Below are 15,431 nucleotides of genomic sequence, written 5' to 3'. Positions count from 1 at the left end.
GCCCACGCGCGGCGTGATACCGTCGCGCTCTCACGGGGCGTTCGCGGGCGAGGGGACGAGCGATGACGGCCGAGAAGATCGAGTGCGCTAGCCGTATCGAGGGGGTCGTCGTGTACGCGCGCGGGGCGATCGTCACCCGCCGCGTCGAGCTCGCGGCGCCGCTCCCCCGGGAGGCGGTCGAGATCTCGGTGCCGGGGATCACGCCGCTCGCCGAGCCGGGGAGCTTCCGCGCGCTCATCGACGCCGCCGCAGGCGCCTCGGCGGGCGCGGCGGCGGCCTCTGGGCCCGCGCGCGACGTGCGCGACGTGATCGGCGTGCGCGCGCGGCTCGTCGTGCCCCCGGCGCCCGTCTCGAGGACGGCGCTCTCCGCCGAGCTCCGCGAGCTCGAGCTCGCGATCGCGCGCCTGTCGGCGGAGCGCGACCACCTCCGCCTCTGGCGCGACCAGCTCGGCGCCGTCGCGCTCGATCCGGAGCTCGCGCGGCGCTTCCGGCCGGGCGACCCGGCGGCCCGCATCCGCGACGCGCTCGCGGTGAGCCGCCTGCTCTCGGACGAGCTCGCCGCGCTCGACGCCCGCGCCGCCGCGCTCGACGCGGAGCTCGAGCGCGCCGGGAAGGAGCTCCTGGCCGCCCAGATCGACGCCGCCCAGGCCACGAGCGGCGAGGTCGAGGAGCGCGACCCGGCGCGCCTCGACGTCGTCGTGCGGCTCGCGCCGGAGCGCGGCGGCGCGGCCGGGGAGCCCGCGCTCCGGCTCGAGTACGCCGTGTCCGCCGCGCGCTGGTGGCCCGCCTACGCGGCGCGGTTCTCGCGCGGCGCGACCGAGGTCGCCTTGCAGCTCGACGCCCTCGTCGCGCAGGCCTCGGGCGAGGACTGGAAGGACGTGCGCCTCGCGCTCGCTACGGCCGATCTCGTGCAGGACACGCGGCTGCCGGAGCTCGCCTCGCTGCGGCTCAGCCGCGCGCAGCGCCCACCGCGCCGCGGCTACCGCCCCGCGCCGGAGGGGCTCGACGCCATGTTCGAGGGGTTCGACAGCTTCGTCGCCGCCCTCCCCGAGCCGGCCGGGCGGACCACCGCCGCGCCTGGAAAGCTCCCGCGCACGCGTGGGGGCGACGAGACCGCGCGGAACCGGGCCAGCCCGGAGCCCCTCGCGGCCATGAAAAGGCTAGCGCCGCCAGCGCCGTCCGTCGCGGGCGCGCTGCCGCCCCCGGTGCAGGCCGCCGCGCCGATGGCGTTCGCCCCGCCGCCCCCGATGCCGGCGGCCGCGTCGATGCCGCTCGCCGCGCCGGCGCGCAAGTCGCGCGGGCTGTCGCTCCCGTCGTTCGGCGGCTCCGGGGCGCCGCCCCCGCCGGCCCCCCAGGCGAGCGCGCCCCCGGCCCCCTGGAGCGCCCTGGGCTCCGCGGCGAGCGTCGAGGCGGCGGCCAGCCTCGAGGAGGAATGGCTCGCTCCCGAGCAGGTGCAGGAGGGCGCCGGGGCCGCCCCGGCGCCGCTCGAGCCCGCGCAGGTCGAGGAGTGGCTCGACTTCGACGCGCTGCACCTCCCCGGCGCGGGCAAACAGCGCGGCCGGCTCGCGCGCGACGAGCCCGGGCCCTCGCGGCGCGACGCGCGTCGGGCGGAGCAGGACATCGCGGACCTCGACGCCCCGCCCCGGGCCGTGGATCCGCGCGACTCGCGCGGGCAGTTCGACCACCTCTACGTCGGCGAGAGCGCCGCCGACGTGCCGTCGAACGGCAGGCTCCACCGCGTCGCGCTGGGCGCCGCGCGCGCCCCCGCCGCGCCCCGGTTCGTGACCGCGCCCCGCGAGGCCGCCGAGGTCTACCGCGAGGCGCGCGTCGAGAACCCGTTCGACGCCCCGCTGCTCGCGGGGCCTGTCGACATCTTCGTCGACGGCGCCCTCGCGGCGCAGTCCGCGCTCGGCCGCGTGGACCGGGGCGGCCTCCTCCGCGCCGGCCTCGGCGTCGAGGAGCGGATCCGGGTCGCCAGGAACGCGCGCGTGGACGAGTCGAGCGCCGGCCTGCTCGGCGGCTCGCTCGCCGTCGAGCACGCGGTCGTCATCGACCTCTCCTCGTCGCTGGGGATGGGCGTCGAGGTCGAGGTCCTCGACCGCATCCCGGTGACGGACGACAAGGACGTCGAGATCAAGCTCCTCTCGTCGCAGCCGAAGGCCGAGCCCTACACCCAGGAGGAGCTCGGCGAGCCGGTGCGCGGCGGGCTGCGCTGGCGCGTCCCGATCGCGCCAGGCGGCAAGGCCTCCGTCGCCTTCACCTACCGCGTGGTGCTCTCGTCCAAGAACGAGATCGTCGGCGGTAACCGTCGGGAATAACAAAGGAAACGAGCGCACCATGGCAACGGATGCGAGCGGTTCGGACCGGGCTGGGCGGAGCGCCAGCGGAGGCGGAGGGAGCGACGGGAGCGGCGGCCACGAAGGCGCCCGCGCGCCGTACCCGAGCGTGGCGCGCGCGGTGACGCTGTTCGAGGATCGCGCCGAGGTCGTGCGCGCGGCGCGCGTCGAGGTCCAGGCCGGGGCGCAGTGGATCGCGATCGGCGGCGTCTCGGTGTTCGTCGACGAGCGCACCGTGCAGGCGCGCATCGCGGGCGCTGGCGCCGACGAGGTGCGCGTGACGGCGGCGCGCGTACGGTGGAGGGCGCACAGGGAGGCGGCGCTCGGCCGCGAGGCGATCGACGCGCTGGAGCGCGAGGAGCGCGAGGCGTCGCTGCGGGCCGGCGCCGCGGAGCGCGCGCGGGACCGGGCGTCGCGCCGCGAGGCCCACCTCGACCAGCTGCTCGCGAAGTGGGCGCGGGCGATGAGCGAGGTCCCGAAGGACGCCGGCGAGCCCGCGCGCCTCGCCTCGTGGCGCGGCGGCGCCGAGGCGCTGCACGCGGCGCTCGCCGAGGCGCTCGGCGCCTCGGCGGACGCGCGCGCGGCGCGGGCGCGCGCCGAGGAGGACGCCCGGCGCGCCGCGGCGCGGCTGCGCGAGGGGTCGGTCGAGCAGCCGCGCTATGAAGCGGTGATCGAGGTCGAGGTGCACGCCCCCTCGCCGCAGCCCGTCGACATCGAGCTGACGTACCGCGTCGCGTGCGCGATCTGGCGCCCCGAGCACCTGGCGCGGCTCGCCGCAGGCGCCGCGGGCGGCGCGGCGGCGCAGGGGCCTGGCGGCTCGATCGAGCTCACCACCTGGGCGGCGGCGTGGCAGGCGACGGGCGAGGTCTGGGCGAACGTCACCGCGCGCTTCTCGACAGCGCGGCCGTCGAGGAGCGCCGAGGCGCCGCTGCTCGAGGACGACGTGCTCCGGGCGCGGCGCAAGACGGAGATCGAGCGCCGCCGCGTCATCGTCGAAGCGCGCGATCAGGCGATCGCGGCGGCCGGGCTCGACCGCGGGGCGCGGGCCGTCGACGAGATGCCGGGGGTGGACGACGGCGGCGAGCCGCTGATCTTCGAGGCGGCGGAGCCGGTGACCCTCCCCTCCGACGGCCGCCCGACGCGCATCGAGATCGCGCGGCGCTCGCTCCCCACCGAGCTCGCGCTTGTGCTGTACCCCGAGGTCCACCCCGCGGCCCACCTGCGCGCCACGGTGACGCTGGACGGCGGCGGCGCCGGCGGACGGCCGCGCCCGCTGCTGGCGGGCCCGGTGCGCGTCGCGCGGGGCGGCAGCCTCATCGGCCGCGCCCGGCTCGATTTCGTGGGCGCCGGCGAGCCGTTCGAGCTCGGCTTCGGCGTGGACGACGCCGTGCGCGTGCGGCGCACCGTCGACGAGGAGCAGGACACCGCCGCGATCACGGGGAGCCGCAAGATCCGCCGGCGTGTGAAGCTCTCCGTGTCCAACCTCTCCAGCAACGTGAAGCGGGTGCTGGTCACCGAGCGGATCCCTGTCAGCGAGGTGGCCGAGGTCGAGGTCGCGCTCGGCGAGGCCCCCGGCTGGACGCTGGACGAAAAGGACGGATTTCTCCGTGGCCACGTCGAGCTCCCTCCGAAAGGGTTGAAGACGCTGTCGTTCAGCTACGAGCTCCGCGCCGCAGCGAGCGTGGTGTTGCCTTTTTGAAGCCAGGAAACGCAGAGAGCGGGAACGTGGAAGGAGAGAGGGAGAGAAGCACGGAAGCCGAGACGCCGACGGCCGCCGTCGCACGGTTCGCGCGGAGCGCCGTTGACAGGACGCAGTGCGCTTCGGTAACGGATCGATCTCCCAGCGGCTTCACTCGTGAAGGAGGAGGATCGCCATGAGGCAGCAGATCGACGGGGCCGTGGTGCTGACCGCAGCCGACGAAGACGTGATGGAGTATTTGCCCAACCGAGGCGTCTTCATGGCGCAGCTGCTGGGAAGAGACCGCGGGAACGCCTTCGGCTTCTACAGGGGCACGATGGGCCCCGGCTGTGAGATCTCGCGCGAGCTCCACACGGAGACCACCGAGACCATCTACATCCTGGCCGGGCAGGCGCTCGGCATCGTCGGCGATCGCGAGGTGCCCCTCGGCCCCGGCCAGATGATGCACGTCGAGACGAACGTACACCACGGGCTGCGCAACGCGGGCGCCGGGCCGCTCGAGTTCCTCGTCATCGGCCACCCCGATTTCTGATCGCGCGGTCCGCTCCTTGAGGTGCGCCGCGCCCCTCCGGTTCGCCTCCAGCGCGCTCGCCGTGACGGCGGTGCTCGGCGCTGCAGCGGCGCGAGCCGAGCCGCCTGCAGCGGCGCGAGCCGAGGCGCTCGCGGCGCCGTCCGGCGCGGCGACACGGGGAGCCGGCGACACCACCGCCCTCCGCTCCGGGGCGGCGCTGCCGAGCGCGCCGCGCCGCGCCGCGCCGGAGGCTCTCTCTCGCGCGCGGCCCGAGGTCGCGTGGGATCCGGCCTGGCCGCGCTTCCGCGTGAGCGAGTATGTGGCCACGGGGCTCCTGGCCGCAACCGCGTTCGGCACGCTCGCCATCCCGCCGTCGGAGGGCCGGTGGACGACGGTGAACGGCTTCGACGGCTCGGTGCGCGGCGCCCTGCGCATCCGCAGCGATCGCCAGCGCGAGATGGCGCGGGACGCGAGCGATCTCCTGCTCACGCTGATGACCAACCACCTCGCGGTGGACGCCCTGCTCGTGACCTGGTGGGGGCACGGCCGCGGCAGCGTCGCCTGGGAGATCGCGATGATCGACGTCGAGGCGCTCGCGCTGAACGCGGCCCTGAACGGCGTCGTCGCGGGGCTCACGAGCCGCGAGCGCCCCTACCGCGCCGGGTGCGCCGGGCCGGAGGAGCAGCAGGACCGCGACTGCCGGGGGAGCAAGCGGTACAGGAGCTTCTTCAGCGGCCACAGCTCGACCGCCTTCACGGCGGCGGGGCTCGTGTGCTCGCACCACGCGCGCCTGCCCCTGTACGGCGGCGGCGCCCCCGACGCGCTCGCGTGCGCCGCGTCGCTCGGGACGGCGGCGGCCGTGGCGACGCTCCGGGTCGTCTCCGACCAGCACTTCGCGACCGACGCGCTCACGGGCGCGGCGGTCGGCGCCCTGACCGGCCTCGGGCTCCCGTGGCTCCTGCATTACCGCGGCGGCGCCCCCGCCTCGGACGCGCGGCGCGGGGACGGCATCACGCTCAGCTTCGCGCCCGCGCCGCTCGGCGGGTATCTGGTGGGCAGGTTCTAGCGATGGCGCTCCGCCACGCGCTGGCCGCCGCCGCGGCGCTCGCCGCGCTCACCCTGCTGCCCGCCGGGGCCGGCGCCCAGGATCCGGCCGACCTGCCGTCGCCCGCCGGCGAGCCGCCGCCGGTGCCTTCGGGCATCGACCTCCTGCAGAAGCGCTCTTACTGGGCGCGGAGCGCCGCCGCGCGCCCGTTCGTCTCCGCGCTGATGGATCTCGGCGTGATCTATTTCAGGCCGAGCCTGGCGCTCGGCGTGGGCAAGCCGCACTGGTCCTGGCTCGGGATCGAGGCCTACACGAGCGTATCTCCGAGCGGCGGCGCCGAGTACCTCGGCCTCCGCGCCGCGCTGCCCGGCGTGGAGATCCGCGGAGGCGCGCGGTACGCCTTCTCGACGACCCAGTACTTCCTCGAGCCTCGGGCGTCGTACACGCGCAGGGACACCGAGCTCATGCAGGGCCCCCCGTCGCGGTACGTCGCGGGGGAGCTCGAGGTGTCGGGCTCGATACCCTTGCTCGGAGGCAGCCTGTTCGGCGTCGCGACCGGCTATGCGGTGCTGGGGACGCCGGAGGGGTTCTACCTTTACGAGGAGGCGCTCCACGCGGTGATGAAGCCGCCGTACCTCTACCGGGCCCGGCTCGGCTACATGGCGGAGATGGACCGGTTCGGCGAGCTCCGCCTGGGCGCCGCCGCCGAGGTGCTCGGCAACCCTGGCCGCGACAGCCTCGTCGTGCGCATTGGCCCCGTGCTGGCCGTGTCGTTGACGCACCACCTGGACGCGGTGGGGACGGTGATGGTGGTGGCCGCGACGCCCGATCAGCTCGGCCTGCTGGGCGCGGATCTCGGCCAGCTCGGCCTTCGGTACCGGTGGGCGACCGGCGATCACTGGCCGGAGTTCCCGTGACGCATGCGCCTGCCGCGACGCGTGGTAAGCGTCCCCGTATGAACAAGCTCATTTCCCTGACGTTCCTCGCCGCGGCCCTCGCGGCGTGCACGCAGCCCGGCGAGGCGAGCGCGCCCGCGGCCACCGGCGCCGCCGCGCCGCAGCCCGAAAAGGCCGACGCCCCGAAGGCGAAGGCCGCGGACGCGCCGGCGGCTCAGGCGAAGGCGGCCCAGGCCAAGATCGGCCAGCCCGCGCCCGATTTCACGCTGCCGGACCTCGACGGCAAGCCCGTCAAGCTGGCCGATCACAAGGGCAAGACGGTCGTCCTCGAGTGGTTCAACCCCGGTTGCCCGTTCGTCCAGCTCGCGCACCGCCAGGGCGGCCTGAAGGACGTGCCGGCGCAGCAGACCCAGAAGGGGGTCGTGTGGCTCGCCATCAACTCGGGCGCTCCAGGCAAGCAGGGCACCGCCAAGGAAGAGAACGTGAAGGCAAAGGGCGAGTTCGGGATGAGCTACCCGGTCCTCATCGACGAGAAGGGCGATGTGGGGCGCGCGTACGGCGCCCAGCGCACACCGCACATGGTCGTCATCGATCCGCAGGGCACGGTCGTCTACGCCGGCGCCATCGACAGCACGAAGGGCGGTGAGCCCGAGCCGGGCGAGCAGGTCACCAACTACGTCGATGCCGCGCTGACCGAGCTCGCCGCCGGCACGGCGATCTCCACGAAAGAGACCGAGGCGTTCGGCTGCACCGTCAAGTACTGACCAGCCCGCCGGCGGGCCCATGAGCAGCGGAGCAGCTGAACCCACCTCGGCATCATGTCGCGCGCCCCACAAATAGCGTCGCGGACGGCGTCCGCTCCTCGCTGCTCTCTCGTTGGATCGTCATTGGCGCTGTCGTCGGCGCGGCGCAGAACGTCGCAAAACGCCGCTGAACGCCGCGCCCGCCGCCTGTTCCCGCCCCACGCCCATCGCCGCGTCGAGCGCATCGCACCCTGGCCCCCTCGCGGCGACAGGCCCAGTCCGGGGTGTTGACATGGACGTAAACTCAGGTTTACCGTTGGGCGACAGTTTTGTCATATCGCTCGTAGCTCACGCCTGAAGCGAGGCGCTCACTGGCACGCGGCCGGGCGGTCCGGGATGATGGCGATTCGAGGCCATGCGCTGGGGGGCTCCACCTTCGCTGTTGAAAAGGGTCCGAGTCATGAGCCGAATGGGAGGAGCGGGCCCGGAGAGTGCGAACGCCGCGTGGCCGGCGAGCGAGGAGCCCACGTCCCGCCCCGTCTCGATCGCGCCCCAGAGCAGGCCGCCCCGCTCCGCCCCGCCGGGGAGCTCGGGCGCCGGGCAGGAGACGGTGTTCCAGTGCGTCGAGCCGCCCTCGTCGCGCGTGCCGAGCAGGTTTCCCATCCGCAACTGGGATCGGTATGAGTGCGAGTCGCTCATCGGGAAAGGGGGAATGGGCACGGTCTACAAGGCCAGAGACCCGCGACTCCACAGGTACGTGGCGCTCAAGCTGATACGGGGCAACGATCCGGAGCTCGCCCAGCGCTTCATCTGGGAAGCGCGGGCCCAGGCCCGGGTCGAGCACCCGAACATCTGCAAGGTGTACGAGGTGGGCGAGGCGCAGGGCCAGCCGTTCATCGCCATGCAGTACATCGACGGCCAGCCGCTCCACCGGGTGGCGCAGCAGCTGTCCCTCGAGCAGCGGGTGAAGATCGTGGCCGACGTCGCGGACGGCCTGCACGCCGCCCACCGGCTCGGGTTGATCCACCGCGACATCAAGCCGGCGAACATCCTGGTGGAGCGGACCGCCGAGGGCGCCTTCCGCCCCTACCTCCTCGATTTCGGGCTCGCGAGGGACACCGCGGCGGACGCCCGAGCGACGGCGAGCGGCGAGGGGACGCCGGCGTACATGGCGCCCGAGCAGGTGTCCGGGGGCCAGCGCCAGCTCGACCGCCGCACGGACGTCTACTGCCTCGGCTCCACGCTCTACGAGGTCCTCGCCGGGCGCCCGCCGTTCGTCGACCCCTCGGTGACGAGCCTCATCGCCCGCGTGGCGCGCGAGCTGCCGGCGCCGGTGCGAAAGATCGACAAGCGGATCCCGGTCGATCTCGAGACCATCGTGATGAAGTGCCTCGAGAAGGAGCCCCAGCGGCGGTACGACTCCGCGAAGATGCTCGCGCTCGATCTCGAGCGCTACCTCGAGGGGGAGCCGATCGACGCGCGGCCGATGGGCATCGGCTACCGCGCCCTGAAGCGCGCCAGGAAGCACAGGCTGGCGGTCGCGGCGGCCGCCGTGGCGCTCGTCGTGCTCGCGCTCTCGGGCGCCGTCGCCCTCCGCGCGAAGCTCGCCGCCGCGCGGCAGGCCGAGCTCGCCGCGCGCGTGGCGTCCCTGGCCGAGGGCTTCGGTCAGGACGTCAAGGAGATGGAGCTGTTCATGCGCTACGCCTACGCGCTCCCCCTCCACGAGGTGTCGCGGGAGAAGGAGGTCATCCGGGCGCGCCTGGGCGAGATCGACCGGAAGATGCAGGGCATGCGCGAGACGACGGGCGATCTCGTCGAGGGCCCTGGCCGCTACGCGCTCGGGCGCGGGCACCTCGCGCTGCACGAGCCCGAGGAGGCGCTCGCGCACCTCGAGGCGGCGCTCGCGAGCGGGTATGCCACGCGCGAGGCGAAGTTCGCGGCGGGCCTCGTGCACGGCGTGCTCTACCTGAAGGGGCTCGATCGGGCGCGGCGCCTCGCCGACAAGGGGGAGCGGTCCGCGCATCAGCTCGAGCTCGAGGAGCGGCACAAGCAGCCGGCGCTCAGGTACCTGAGGGACAGCGTGAGATCGGCCGCGGAGCCGCCGTCGTACGCCGTGGCGCTCATCGCGCTCTACGAGGGGCGGTTCGACGAGGCGCTCGCCGACGCGCGGCTGGCGTTCGCGCGGTCACCCTGGGAATACGAGGCGAAGAAGCTCGAGGGCGACGTCCTGCTCGCGAAGGGCACGGCGGCGCGCGATCTCGGGGAGCACGCGGCGGCGCTCGTCGAGTTCTGGGGCGCCGTCGCCTCGTACGAGGCCGCGGCGGAGATGGCCGAGAGCGATCCCGACGTCCACGAGGCGGCCGCGCGCGCCCTGAGCGAGATCATGCTGATCGAGGCGCAGCGCGGCGGAGACGCGGAGGAGGTCGTCGCGCAGATCATCGCCCGGTGCGACAGGGCGCTCCGGGCCAACCCGCGGGCGAGCGGCGCGCTCGCCAAGAAGGCCTGGGCGCTCGTGCACCGCGGAAGGCGCGACCTGTCGCGCGGCTCGGACCCGAGGTCGGATCTCGTCGAGGCGGTCGCGGCCAGCGAGCAAGCGGTCCAGGGCGACCCATCGGACGCGACCGCGTACGGCGCGATGGGGGCGAGCTTCTTCCTCCTCGCGTCGCACGAGAGCGCCGTGGGGCTCGACGCGTGGCCCTCGCTCGGCCGCGCGGTCGACAGCGCGCAGCGGTCGCTCGCGCTCGACCCGAACTCCTTCTGGGCGTGGAACGACGCCGCCATCGCCTACGGCATGATGGCCGAGTACGCCGCGTCCCGCGGCGCCGATCCCCTCCCCCTCTTCGAGATCGGCGCGTCGTACGCCGAGCGGGCGATCGAGATCGCGCCGAACGACATGCCGCCGCTCCTCAACCAGGGCTGGCTCTACGCGCGGCGAGCGCAGTACGAGCTCGACCACGGAGCGTCGCCCGAAGAGTCGCTCGACGTGGCCAAGGACAGCCTCGAGGCGGCCCTGCGGCGGCGCCCGGACAGCTACCGCGCCTACAACAACCTGGCCCTGACGTACCTGATCCAGGGCCGGCACGAGCGGCTCACCGGCGAGAGCCCGGAGGTCTCGCTCGCGCGGTCGATCGAGGCGTACGGCGCGGCGGCGCGCCTCAACCCGGACGATCTCGAGGCGAAGCAGGGGGCGGGCCTCGCGCGCATCGAGGCGGCGCACGGGGCGCTCCTCCGGGGAGGCGATCCGACGGCCGCGCTCCGCGCGGCGAGGGGCGCGATCGAGCCCATCGTGGCCGCGAGGCCGCAGCACGCGGGGGCGCTCCTCGCGCTCGGGCACATCGAGCTGCTCTCGGCGCGGTGGGCCGCGTCGCGCGGCGGGAGCCCTGCGGCGGCGCTCGACGCCGCGGAGCGCTCGCTGCTCCGCGCCCTCGAGGCGAACGGGGGCAATCCGAGGATCTTCGGCGCCCTGGCCGAGGTCCACCGGCAGCGCGCCGCCCTGACCGGGCCGGGGCTCCTCGACGTGCGCTCGGAGGTCGAGGCGGGGCTCGCGCTGATCGATCGGACGCTGGCCATCGACCCGGGCTTCCCGCTGGCGAGCGCCAGGAAGGGCGCGCTCCTCCTCCTGAGGGCGAAGGTGGAGCGCGAGCGCGCAGCGCGCCTGGATCTGGCCCAGCGCGCCGGGGCCTTGCTCGACGAGGCGCTCCGCGGCAACCCGCTGCTCGCGCGCGAGTACGCGCCGCTCCTCGACGAGGCGGGGAAGGTCGCCGCGGCGAGCCGACCCTAGTTCCGCCCGCCAGAGGTCTGACCAGGGGATCCGAAGAGAGAGTTCAACGCAAAGACGCAAAGACGCAAAGGCGCAATAAAAGAACAAATATCGTGCATTTTTGCGTCTTTGCGCTCTTGGCGCCTTTGCGTCGAACTCTCGCTCCGCTCGCGACGCAGATCCCTGGCAGCATTTCTGACCCTAGGTACTAGCCCTGGATCGCGCCGCTACCTGCGCCTGGGCCGCGCGAGCCTGGCCATCGCCTCGTCGTGGGCCCACTTGACGCGCATGAACTCGCGGGCGTCGCCGCCGCGATCGGGGTGCGTGAGGAGCGCGAGCCGGCGGAACGCCTGGCGGATCTCGTCCGCGCTCGCGGCCTCCGCCAGGCCGAGCACCGCGAACGGCGACGCGCCGCGCGCGGACGCCGGCCGCGACGGCGCGCGGCTCGACGGCCCGGGTGGCGGCGGCGGGGGCGCCTCCCGCCGCGCGCGCGGCTTGGGCCACGGGGGCTCGCCGCGCAGGACGCGCGTCCAGGCCGTCGCCCACGCCGGCTCGATCTCGACGAGCGGGCGCCCGGCCGCGCGCTCGGCCTGCGCCCGCGCCTCCTCGACGGTCCGCGCGCCGCCCTGGCTCGCGTCCGGAGGGCGGAACGGGTCGCGCGCGGGCTCGGCCGTCCACCAGGCGGCCCAGAGGAAGCGGCGGCGGCGGGTCGGGGTCACCGCGTAAACGCCGCGGAGCGGGAGCGTCATCGGGGCCTGGCCTTCAGAAGATCTCGGGGCACCACGGGGCGCGCGCGGCGCGGAACAGGCTGTCCGCGCGCTCGATGGCGCCTCCGGAGAGCGCCTCGACCTGGCCCGCGTCGGCCATGCAACGGAACGAGACGCCGCCGAGGTACGCCGAGCCGAGCGCCGTGATGTCGAGGCGGAGGTCCGGCGCCGCCGTGGTCCGCGTCGCGCGCCGCTCGCCCCCGTCGAGCTGGAACCGGCCCGCGTTCCAGGGGCAATCGCGGTCGGTGATCTCGAGCGTGAGCGCCTCGCCGCTGCCGTAGGCGCGCGCCGCGAGCGCGGCCTCTACGTCCACGATGCGCACCCACAGCCCGTCGCTCGCCGTGAGGCGCAGCCGCCGCGGCTCGACGAGGAGCATGCCGAGGGGATGATCGGGCGGCAGCAGGCTCGCCTCGATCCGCTGCGCCAGGTCGATGTCGAAGAGGTACCGCCAGACGAGCCTCGTCCCGAGCGGCGAGGCGCCGATCGCCTCGATGACGCGGACGGAGCCGATCGGGATCGTGGACGCGTCAAACCGATGGTGCACGCAGTACAGCGCGTAGGCCTCGGCGCGCCCGTCGACCTCGATCACGACGCGCTGGAGCGGGCCGCCCCCCTGGCGGATGAAGTCGTTGTCGGAGAGCCGCCGGCCCTGCCACCAGGGCTCCGAGCGCGCCAGCATCCCGGGGACGAGCGGGCGGGCGCGCTCCCAGACCGGCGCGAACGCCTCGAGCGCCTCGGCTTCCCCGAGCAGCCGCGCCCGGCCCTCCGCGCTCGCCTCCCCACGGAACGCGGTGCGATCGCGCTCGATCGAGATGGAGCACGCCTGCGACGCGAGGCCGTAGCCGAAGCGGCCGTAGATGGAGCCCTCCGTGGCCCAGAGAGCGGAGATCGGCTGCCCCGCGGCGCGCGCCTCGTCGATGTGCCGCCGGACGAGGCGCGTGAGGATGCCGCGGCGGCGGTGCGTCGGCATGACCCCGACCATCGTGAGCCCGGCGACCGGGACGGCGCCGCCCGGCGTGGTCATCGTGAGCGAGAACGTGCCGGCGGCCCCGACGAGCGACCCTCCGTCGTACGCGCCGAGGCCATACGTGAGCTCCCGGAGCCGCTTCGTCGCCTCCAGGCGCTCGGTGTTCACGAGCGCGCCGAAGGCGGTGAGGATGGGATGGACGAACTCGCCGTGCTGCTCGGGGGCCAGCTGCCGCAGCTCGATGGTCATCCGCCCACGATAGCAGTCGCGCCGGCGCCCTCGCGCGGCGTCCTACGCGCTCAGCTGTTCGCGCTCCCTCGCCGCCGCCCGCCGGATGCGCGTCTTCAGCCAGGCCTCGATGAGCGGCCACACCGTGAGCGGCGCGTCCCGGCCGACGACGATGTCGAGGTGGCCGCGCGGGAACTCGCGGTACGTCTTGTCCGAGGAGCGGCTGAAATCGTACGCAGGCTTCACCGACGCCGGCGGCGCGAGGTCGTCGTGCGTGCCCGCGATGACCAGGAGCGGCAGGTCGAGCTGCTCGAAGCGCTCGGCGTAGCCGAAGAGGCTCCCCATGTGGTGGCCGCTCTTCCGCGACGCCGCCGCGTCCAGGAACATGTTCCGGAGCACCGTGATGCTGCCGCTGTCCATCGCCAGCGACATGTGCTGCGTGAGCACCCGCGTCTCCATCGAGCCGGGCACGAACCCCCGGATCGGCAGCGGAAAGATCGGGCTCTCGACGAACGCCCGCACGAACCGGAACGGCTCGCCCCACGCCGACAGCGGGAGCGCCCCCTGCCCGAGCGGGACGCGCCGGTCGACCGTCAGCATCAGCCGGCCGAGCAGCGCGAGCGACCGCGACCCGTGCGTGAACAGGTACGGGCTCCCGAGCGTGACGATCCCGCCGACCGCGTCCCCCATCGTCGGCGCCGTCGCGTAGCCGACGAGCCCCCCGAGCGAGTGGCCGATCAGGTACACGGGCCGCGGGCCCGAGATGCGCCGGATCTCCTCGATCGCCGCCGGCACGTCCTCGCGGACGAAATCGGTCACGTGGGCCGGCCGCCGCGCCCCGAGGTGCCGCGACCGACCGTGCCCCCGCAGGTCCAGGTTGAAGACGTCGAAGCCCGCGCGCGCCAGGTAGTTCGAGAAGCTCCGCGACGGCAGGTGCCAGATGTACCGGTTCTGGCCGTACCCGTGGACCAGCAGCACGCTCGCCACCGTGCTCCGGAGCCGCGCGCTCCGCTTGCGGATCATCGCCAGCGGCACGTCCCGCTCCACCGACTCCGCGTCCTCCACCCCCGGCGCGCGCGCCCCCTCGATCCCACGGCTCGCCGGCGGGGACTCGTGCGCGGTGCTGCGGACCCGCACCACCACGAGCTCCTTGATGAACCTGTCCCGCTCGTCGCGGTCGATCGTCTGCTCGACCTGGGCCTGATGCAGGATCATCCTTTCCGTCTATTGCGGATTATTTTGCTGTGTGCAACCTCGTTTGGTCCGCCAGCAATGCCACCGCCGTGGGGCCCTGCAGCGCCGATATCGCACGGCCGCCGACGGCGATCACGAGCAGCCGCGCTCTGGCGCGCCGTCATGGAAAAAGCTCCGCCGTGGGCGGTCCGCAGGCGTCACACGGCGCTGCGTCTCGTGTACCCTCCCCTCCGCTGGTGCCCGGTCCACCGGGGCGCGCGGAGAACCCGATGCTGGCCTCGGCGCGCCCGTTCCGTGGGCGCGGAGCCCGGCCCTGAACTTACGCATCGCTAGGTGACCTACAATGGACCACGTGAAGATGGGTCGGCAGCTCGCGGTCGGGGTGCACGCAAGGGCCGCCGCGCTCGCCGCATTGCTCGGCGCCGTGAGCTTCTCGTCGAGCGCCGGCGCGCAGCCCAAGGACGACGCGGAAGGCAACCTGGACGACTCCGCCGCCGCCGAGAAGCAGGCCGCGGACGAGAAGGCGCAGGACGACAAGGCGCCTGGCGAGAAGGACAAGCCGCAGGAAGCGCCGCCCGAGGCGGCGGACGAGAACGCCCCGTTCGAGCGCGAGGGCAAGACCTATCGGTTCGCCGGGCTCCGGTTCCGGAACCTCATCGTGCCGAAGGCGATGATCAACCTCTTCGCGGACGGCGGGTCGAGCGTGAACGTGTTCACCTTCGGCCCGGAGCTCTCGACGCGCAGGGACGGGCTCGAGATCGATCTGGCGATCTCCTACGCGGACTACTCGATGGACCCCTTCCTCTTCAAGGGGAAGAACGACGGCAACGACGCCTGGGAGATGGTGTCGAGCACCATGAAGCTCGTCTACTTCACGACCGATCTCCTCTATGAGATCCCGCTCGACAAGGAGAAGGGCCGCTTCTCCCTGCTGATCGGCGGCGGCGTCGGGCTCGGCGTCGTCTTCGGCAACCTCTACCGCGCGCAGGCGTACCCGAACAACCCGTCGCGCCTCGACCCCGACGACGTGGGCTCGTGGAGCAAGTGCGCCGGCCCGACCGGCGGCTTCTGCGACGGCTCCAACGAGCATTTCGGCGACTACGACGAGCCGAGCTGGATCAACGGAGGCTCCAAGCCATCGGTGTTCCCGTGGATCTCGTTCCCGCAGCTCAGCTTCCGGTACAAGCCGATCAAGCAGCTTCAGACGCGGCTCGACGCCGGCTTCTCCATCACAGGGTTGTTCTTCGGGCTGTCCGCGGGGTATGGCCTCTGATCGAGGGATGAG

The 15,431-nt window shown here is 73.9% G+C and carries 11 protein-coding genes; 8 read left to right on the top strand and 3 right to left on the bottom strand.

Annotation, left to right across the window (positions count from 1 at the left end; translation table 11 throughout):
* The first annotated feature begins 62 nt into the window (after positions 1-62).
* From WME97_RS01710 to WME97_RS01680, 7 genes are all read left to right on the top strand, one after another.
* Positions 63-2,318 carry a DUF4139 domain-containing protein gene (locus tag WME97_RS01710; RefSeq protein WP_437548957.1) on the top strand — a complete coding sequence of 752 codons (2,256 nt, stop codon included), beginning with the start codon at positions 63-65 and terminating at the stop codon, positions 2,316-2,318.
* A gap of 19 nt (positions 2,319-2,337) precedes the next feature.
* The gene (locus WME97_RS01705) at positions 2,338-4,035 is read left to right on the top strand and encodes a DUF4139 domain-containing protein (RefSeq protein WP_437548955.1); all 1,698 of its coding nucleotides are present in this window, start codon (positions 2,338-2,340) and stop codon (positions 4,033-4,035) included.
* 175 nt (positions 4,036-4,210) lie between these two features.
* Positions 4,211-4,567, top strand: a complete 357-nt coding sequence (locus tag WME97_RS01700; protein ID WP_437548953.1) for a cupin domain-containing protein — start codon at positions 4,211-4,213, stop codon at positions 4,565-4,567.
* 16 nt (positions 4,568-4,583) lie between these two features.
* The gene (locus WME97_RS01695) at positions 4,584-5,612 is read left to right on the top strand and encodes a phosphatase PAP2 family protein (RefSeq protein WP_437548951.1); all 1,029 of its coding nucleotides are present in this window, start codon (positions 4,584-4,586) and stop codon (positions 5,610-5,612) included.
* Positions 5,613-5,614: 2 nt separating this feature from the next.
* The gene (locus tag WME97_RS01690; protein ID WP_437548949.1) at positions 5,615-6,508 is read left to right on the top strand and encodes a hypothetical protein; all 894 of its coding nucleotides are present in this window, start codon (positions 5,615-5,617) and stop codon (positions 6,506-6,508) included.
* Between the two features lie 38 nt (positions 6,509-6,546).
* Positions 6,547-7,251 (top strand): thioredoxin family protein, encoded by a 705-nt coding sequence (locus tag WME97_RS01685; RefSeq protein ID WP_437548948.1) that lies wholly within the window; start codon positions 6,547-6,549, stop codon positions 7,249-7,251.
* Between the two features lie 439 nt (positions 7,252-7,690).
* Positions 7,691-11,011 carry a protein kinase domain-containing protein gene (locus WME97_RS01680; RefSeq protein ID WP_437548946.1) on the top strand — a complete coding sequence of 1,107 codons (3,321 nt, stop codon included), beginning with the start codon at positions 7,691-7,693 and terminating at the stop codon, positions 11,009-11,011.
* A 206-nt stretch (positions 11,012-11,217) separates the two neighbouring features.
* Here WME97_RS01680 and WME97_RS01675 read toward each other — a convergent pair whose 3' ends face one another.
* From WME97_RS01675 to WME97_RS01665, 3 genes are read right to left on the bottom strand one after another with little or no spacing between them, the layout of a single operon-like run.
* Positions 11,218-11,739, bottom strand: coding sequence for a J domain-containing protein (locus WME97_RS01675; protein ID WP_437548944.1), 522 nt, complete (start codon positions 11,737-11,739; stop codon positions 11,218-11,220).
* Between the two features lie 13 nt (positions 11,740-11,752).
* Positions 11,753-12,973 (bottom strand): GNAT family N-acetyltransferase, encoded by a 1,221-nt coding sequence (locus WME97_RS01670; RefSeq protein ID WP_437548942.1) that lies wholly within the window; start codon positions 12,971-12,973, stop codon positions 11,753-11,755.
* 42 nt (positions 12,974-13,015) lie between these two features.
* Complete coding sequence (locus WME97_RS01665) at positions 13,016-14,167, bottom strand: alpha/beta fold hydrolase (RefSeq protein ID WP_437548941.1); 1,152 nt, start codon at positions 14,165-14,167, stop codon at positions 13,016-13,018.
* A gap of 322 nt (positions 14,168-14,489) precedes the next feature.
* Here WME97_RS01665 and WME97_RS01660 point away from each other — a divergent pair, with 322 nt between their 5' ends.
* On the top strand, positions 14,490-15,419 hold the full coding sequence (locus WME97_RS01660) for a hypothetical protein (protein WP_437548939.1): 930 nt from the start codon (positions 14,490-14,492) through the stop codon (positions 15,417-15,419).
* Positions 15,420-15,431: the final 12 nt, after the last annotated feature.

The organism is Sorangium sp. So ce367, from assembly GCF_051520455.1.
Lineage (GTDB): Bacteria > Myxococcota_A > Polyangia > Polyangiales > Polyangiaceae > Sorangium > Sorangium cellulosum_B.
This window is presented reverse-complemented; position numbering and strand designations above follow the sequence as displayed.

What these genes read in the sequence shown, in the direction of transcription:
- WME97_RS01710 (WP_437548957.1), top strand. Translation starts at nt 63, where the DNA reads ATGACGGCCGAGAAGATCGAGTGCGCTAGCCGTATCGAGGGGGTCGTC.
- WME97_RS01705 (WP_437548955.1), top strand. Translation starts at nt 2,338, where the DNA reads ATGGCAACGGATGCGAGCGGTTCGGACCGGGCTGGGCGGAGCGCCAGC.
- WME97_RS01700 (WP_437548953.1), top strand. Translation starts at nt 4,211, where the DNA reads ATGAGGCAGCAGATCGACGGGGCCGTGGTGCTGACCGCAGCCGACGAA.
- WME97_RS01690 (WP_437548949.1), top strand. Translation starts at nt 5,615, where the DNA reads ATGGCGCTCCGCCACGCGCTGGCCGCCGCCGCGGCGCTCGCCGCGCTC.
- WME97_RS01685 (WP_437548948.1), top strand. Translation starts at nt 6,547, where the DNA reads ATGAACAAGCTCATTTCCCTGACGTTCCTCGCCGCGGCCCTCGCGGCG.
- WME97_RS01680 (WP_437548946.1), top strand. Translation starts at nt 7,691, where the DNA reads ATGAGCCGAATGGGAGGAGCGGGCCCGGAGAGTGCGAACGCCGCGTGG.
- WME97_RS01675 (WP_437548944.1), bottom strand. Translation starts at nt 11,739, where the DNA reads ATGACGCTCCCGCTCCGCGGCGTTTACGCGGTGACCCCGACCCGCCGC.
- WME97_RS01670 (WP_437548942.1), bottom strand. Translation starts at nt 12,973, where the DNA reads ATGACCATCGAGCTGCGGCAGCTGGCCCCCGAGCAGCACGGCGAGTTC.
- WME97_RS01665 (WP_437548941.1), bottom strand. Translation starts at nt 14,167, where the DNA reads ATGATCCTGCATCAGGCCCAGGTCGAGCAGACGATCGACCGCGACGAG.
- WME97_RS01660 (WP_437548939.1), top strand. Translation starts at nt 14,490, where the DNA reads ATGGACCACGTGAAGATGGGTCGGCAGCTCGCGGTCGGGGTGCACGCA.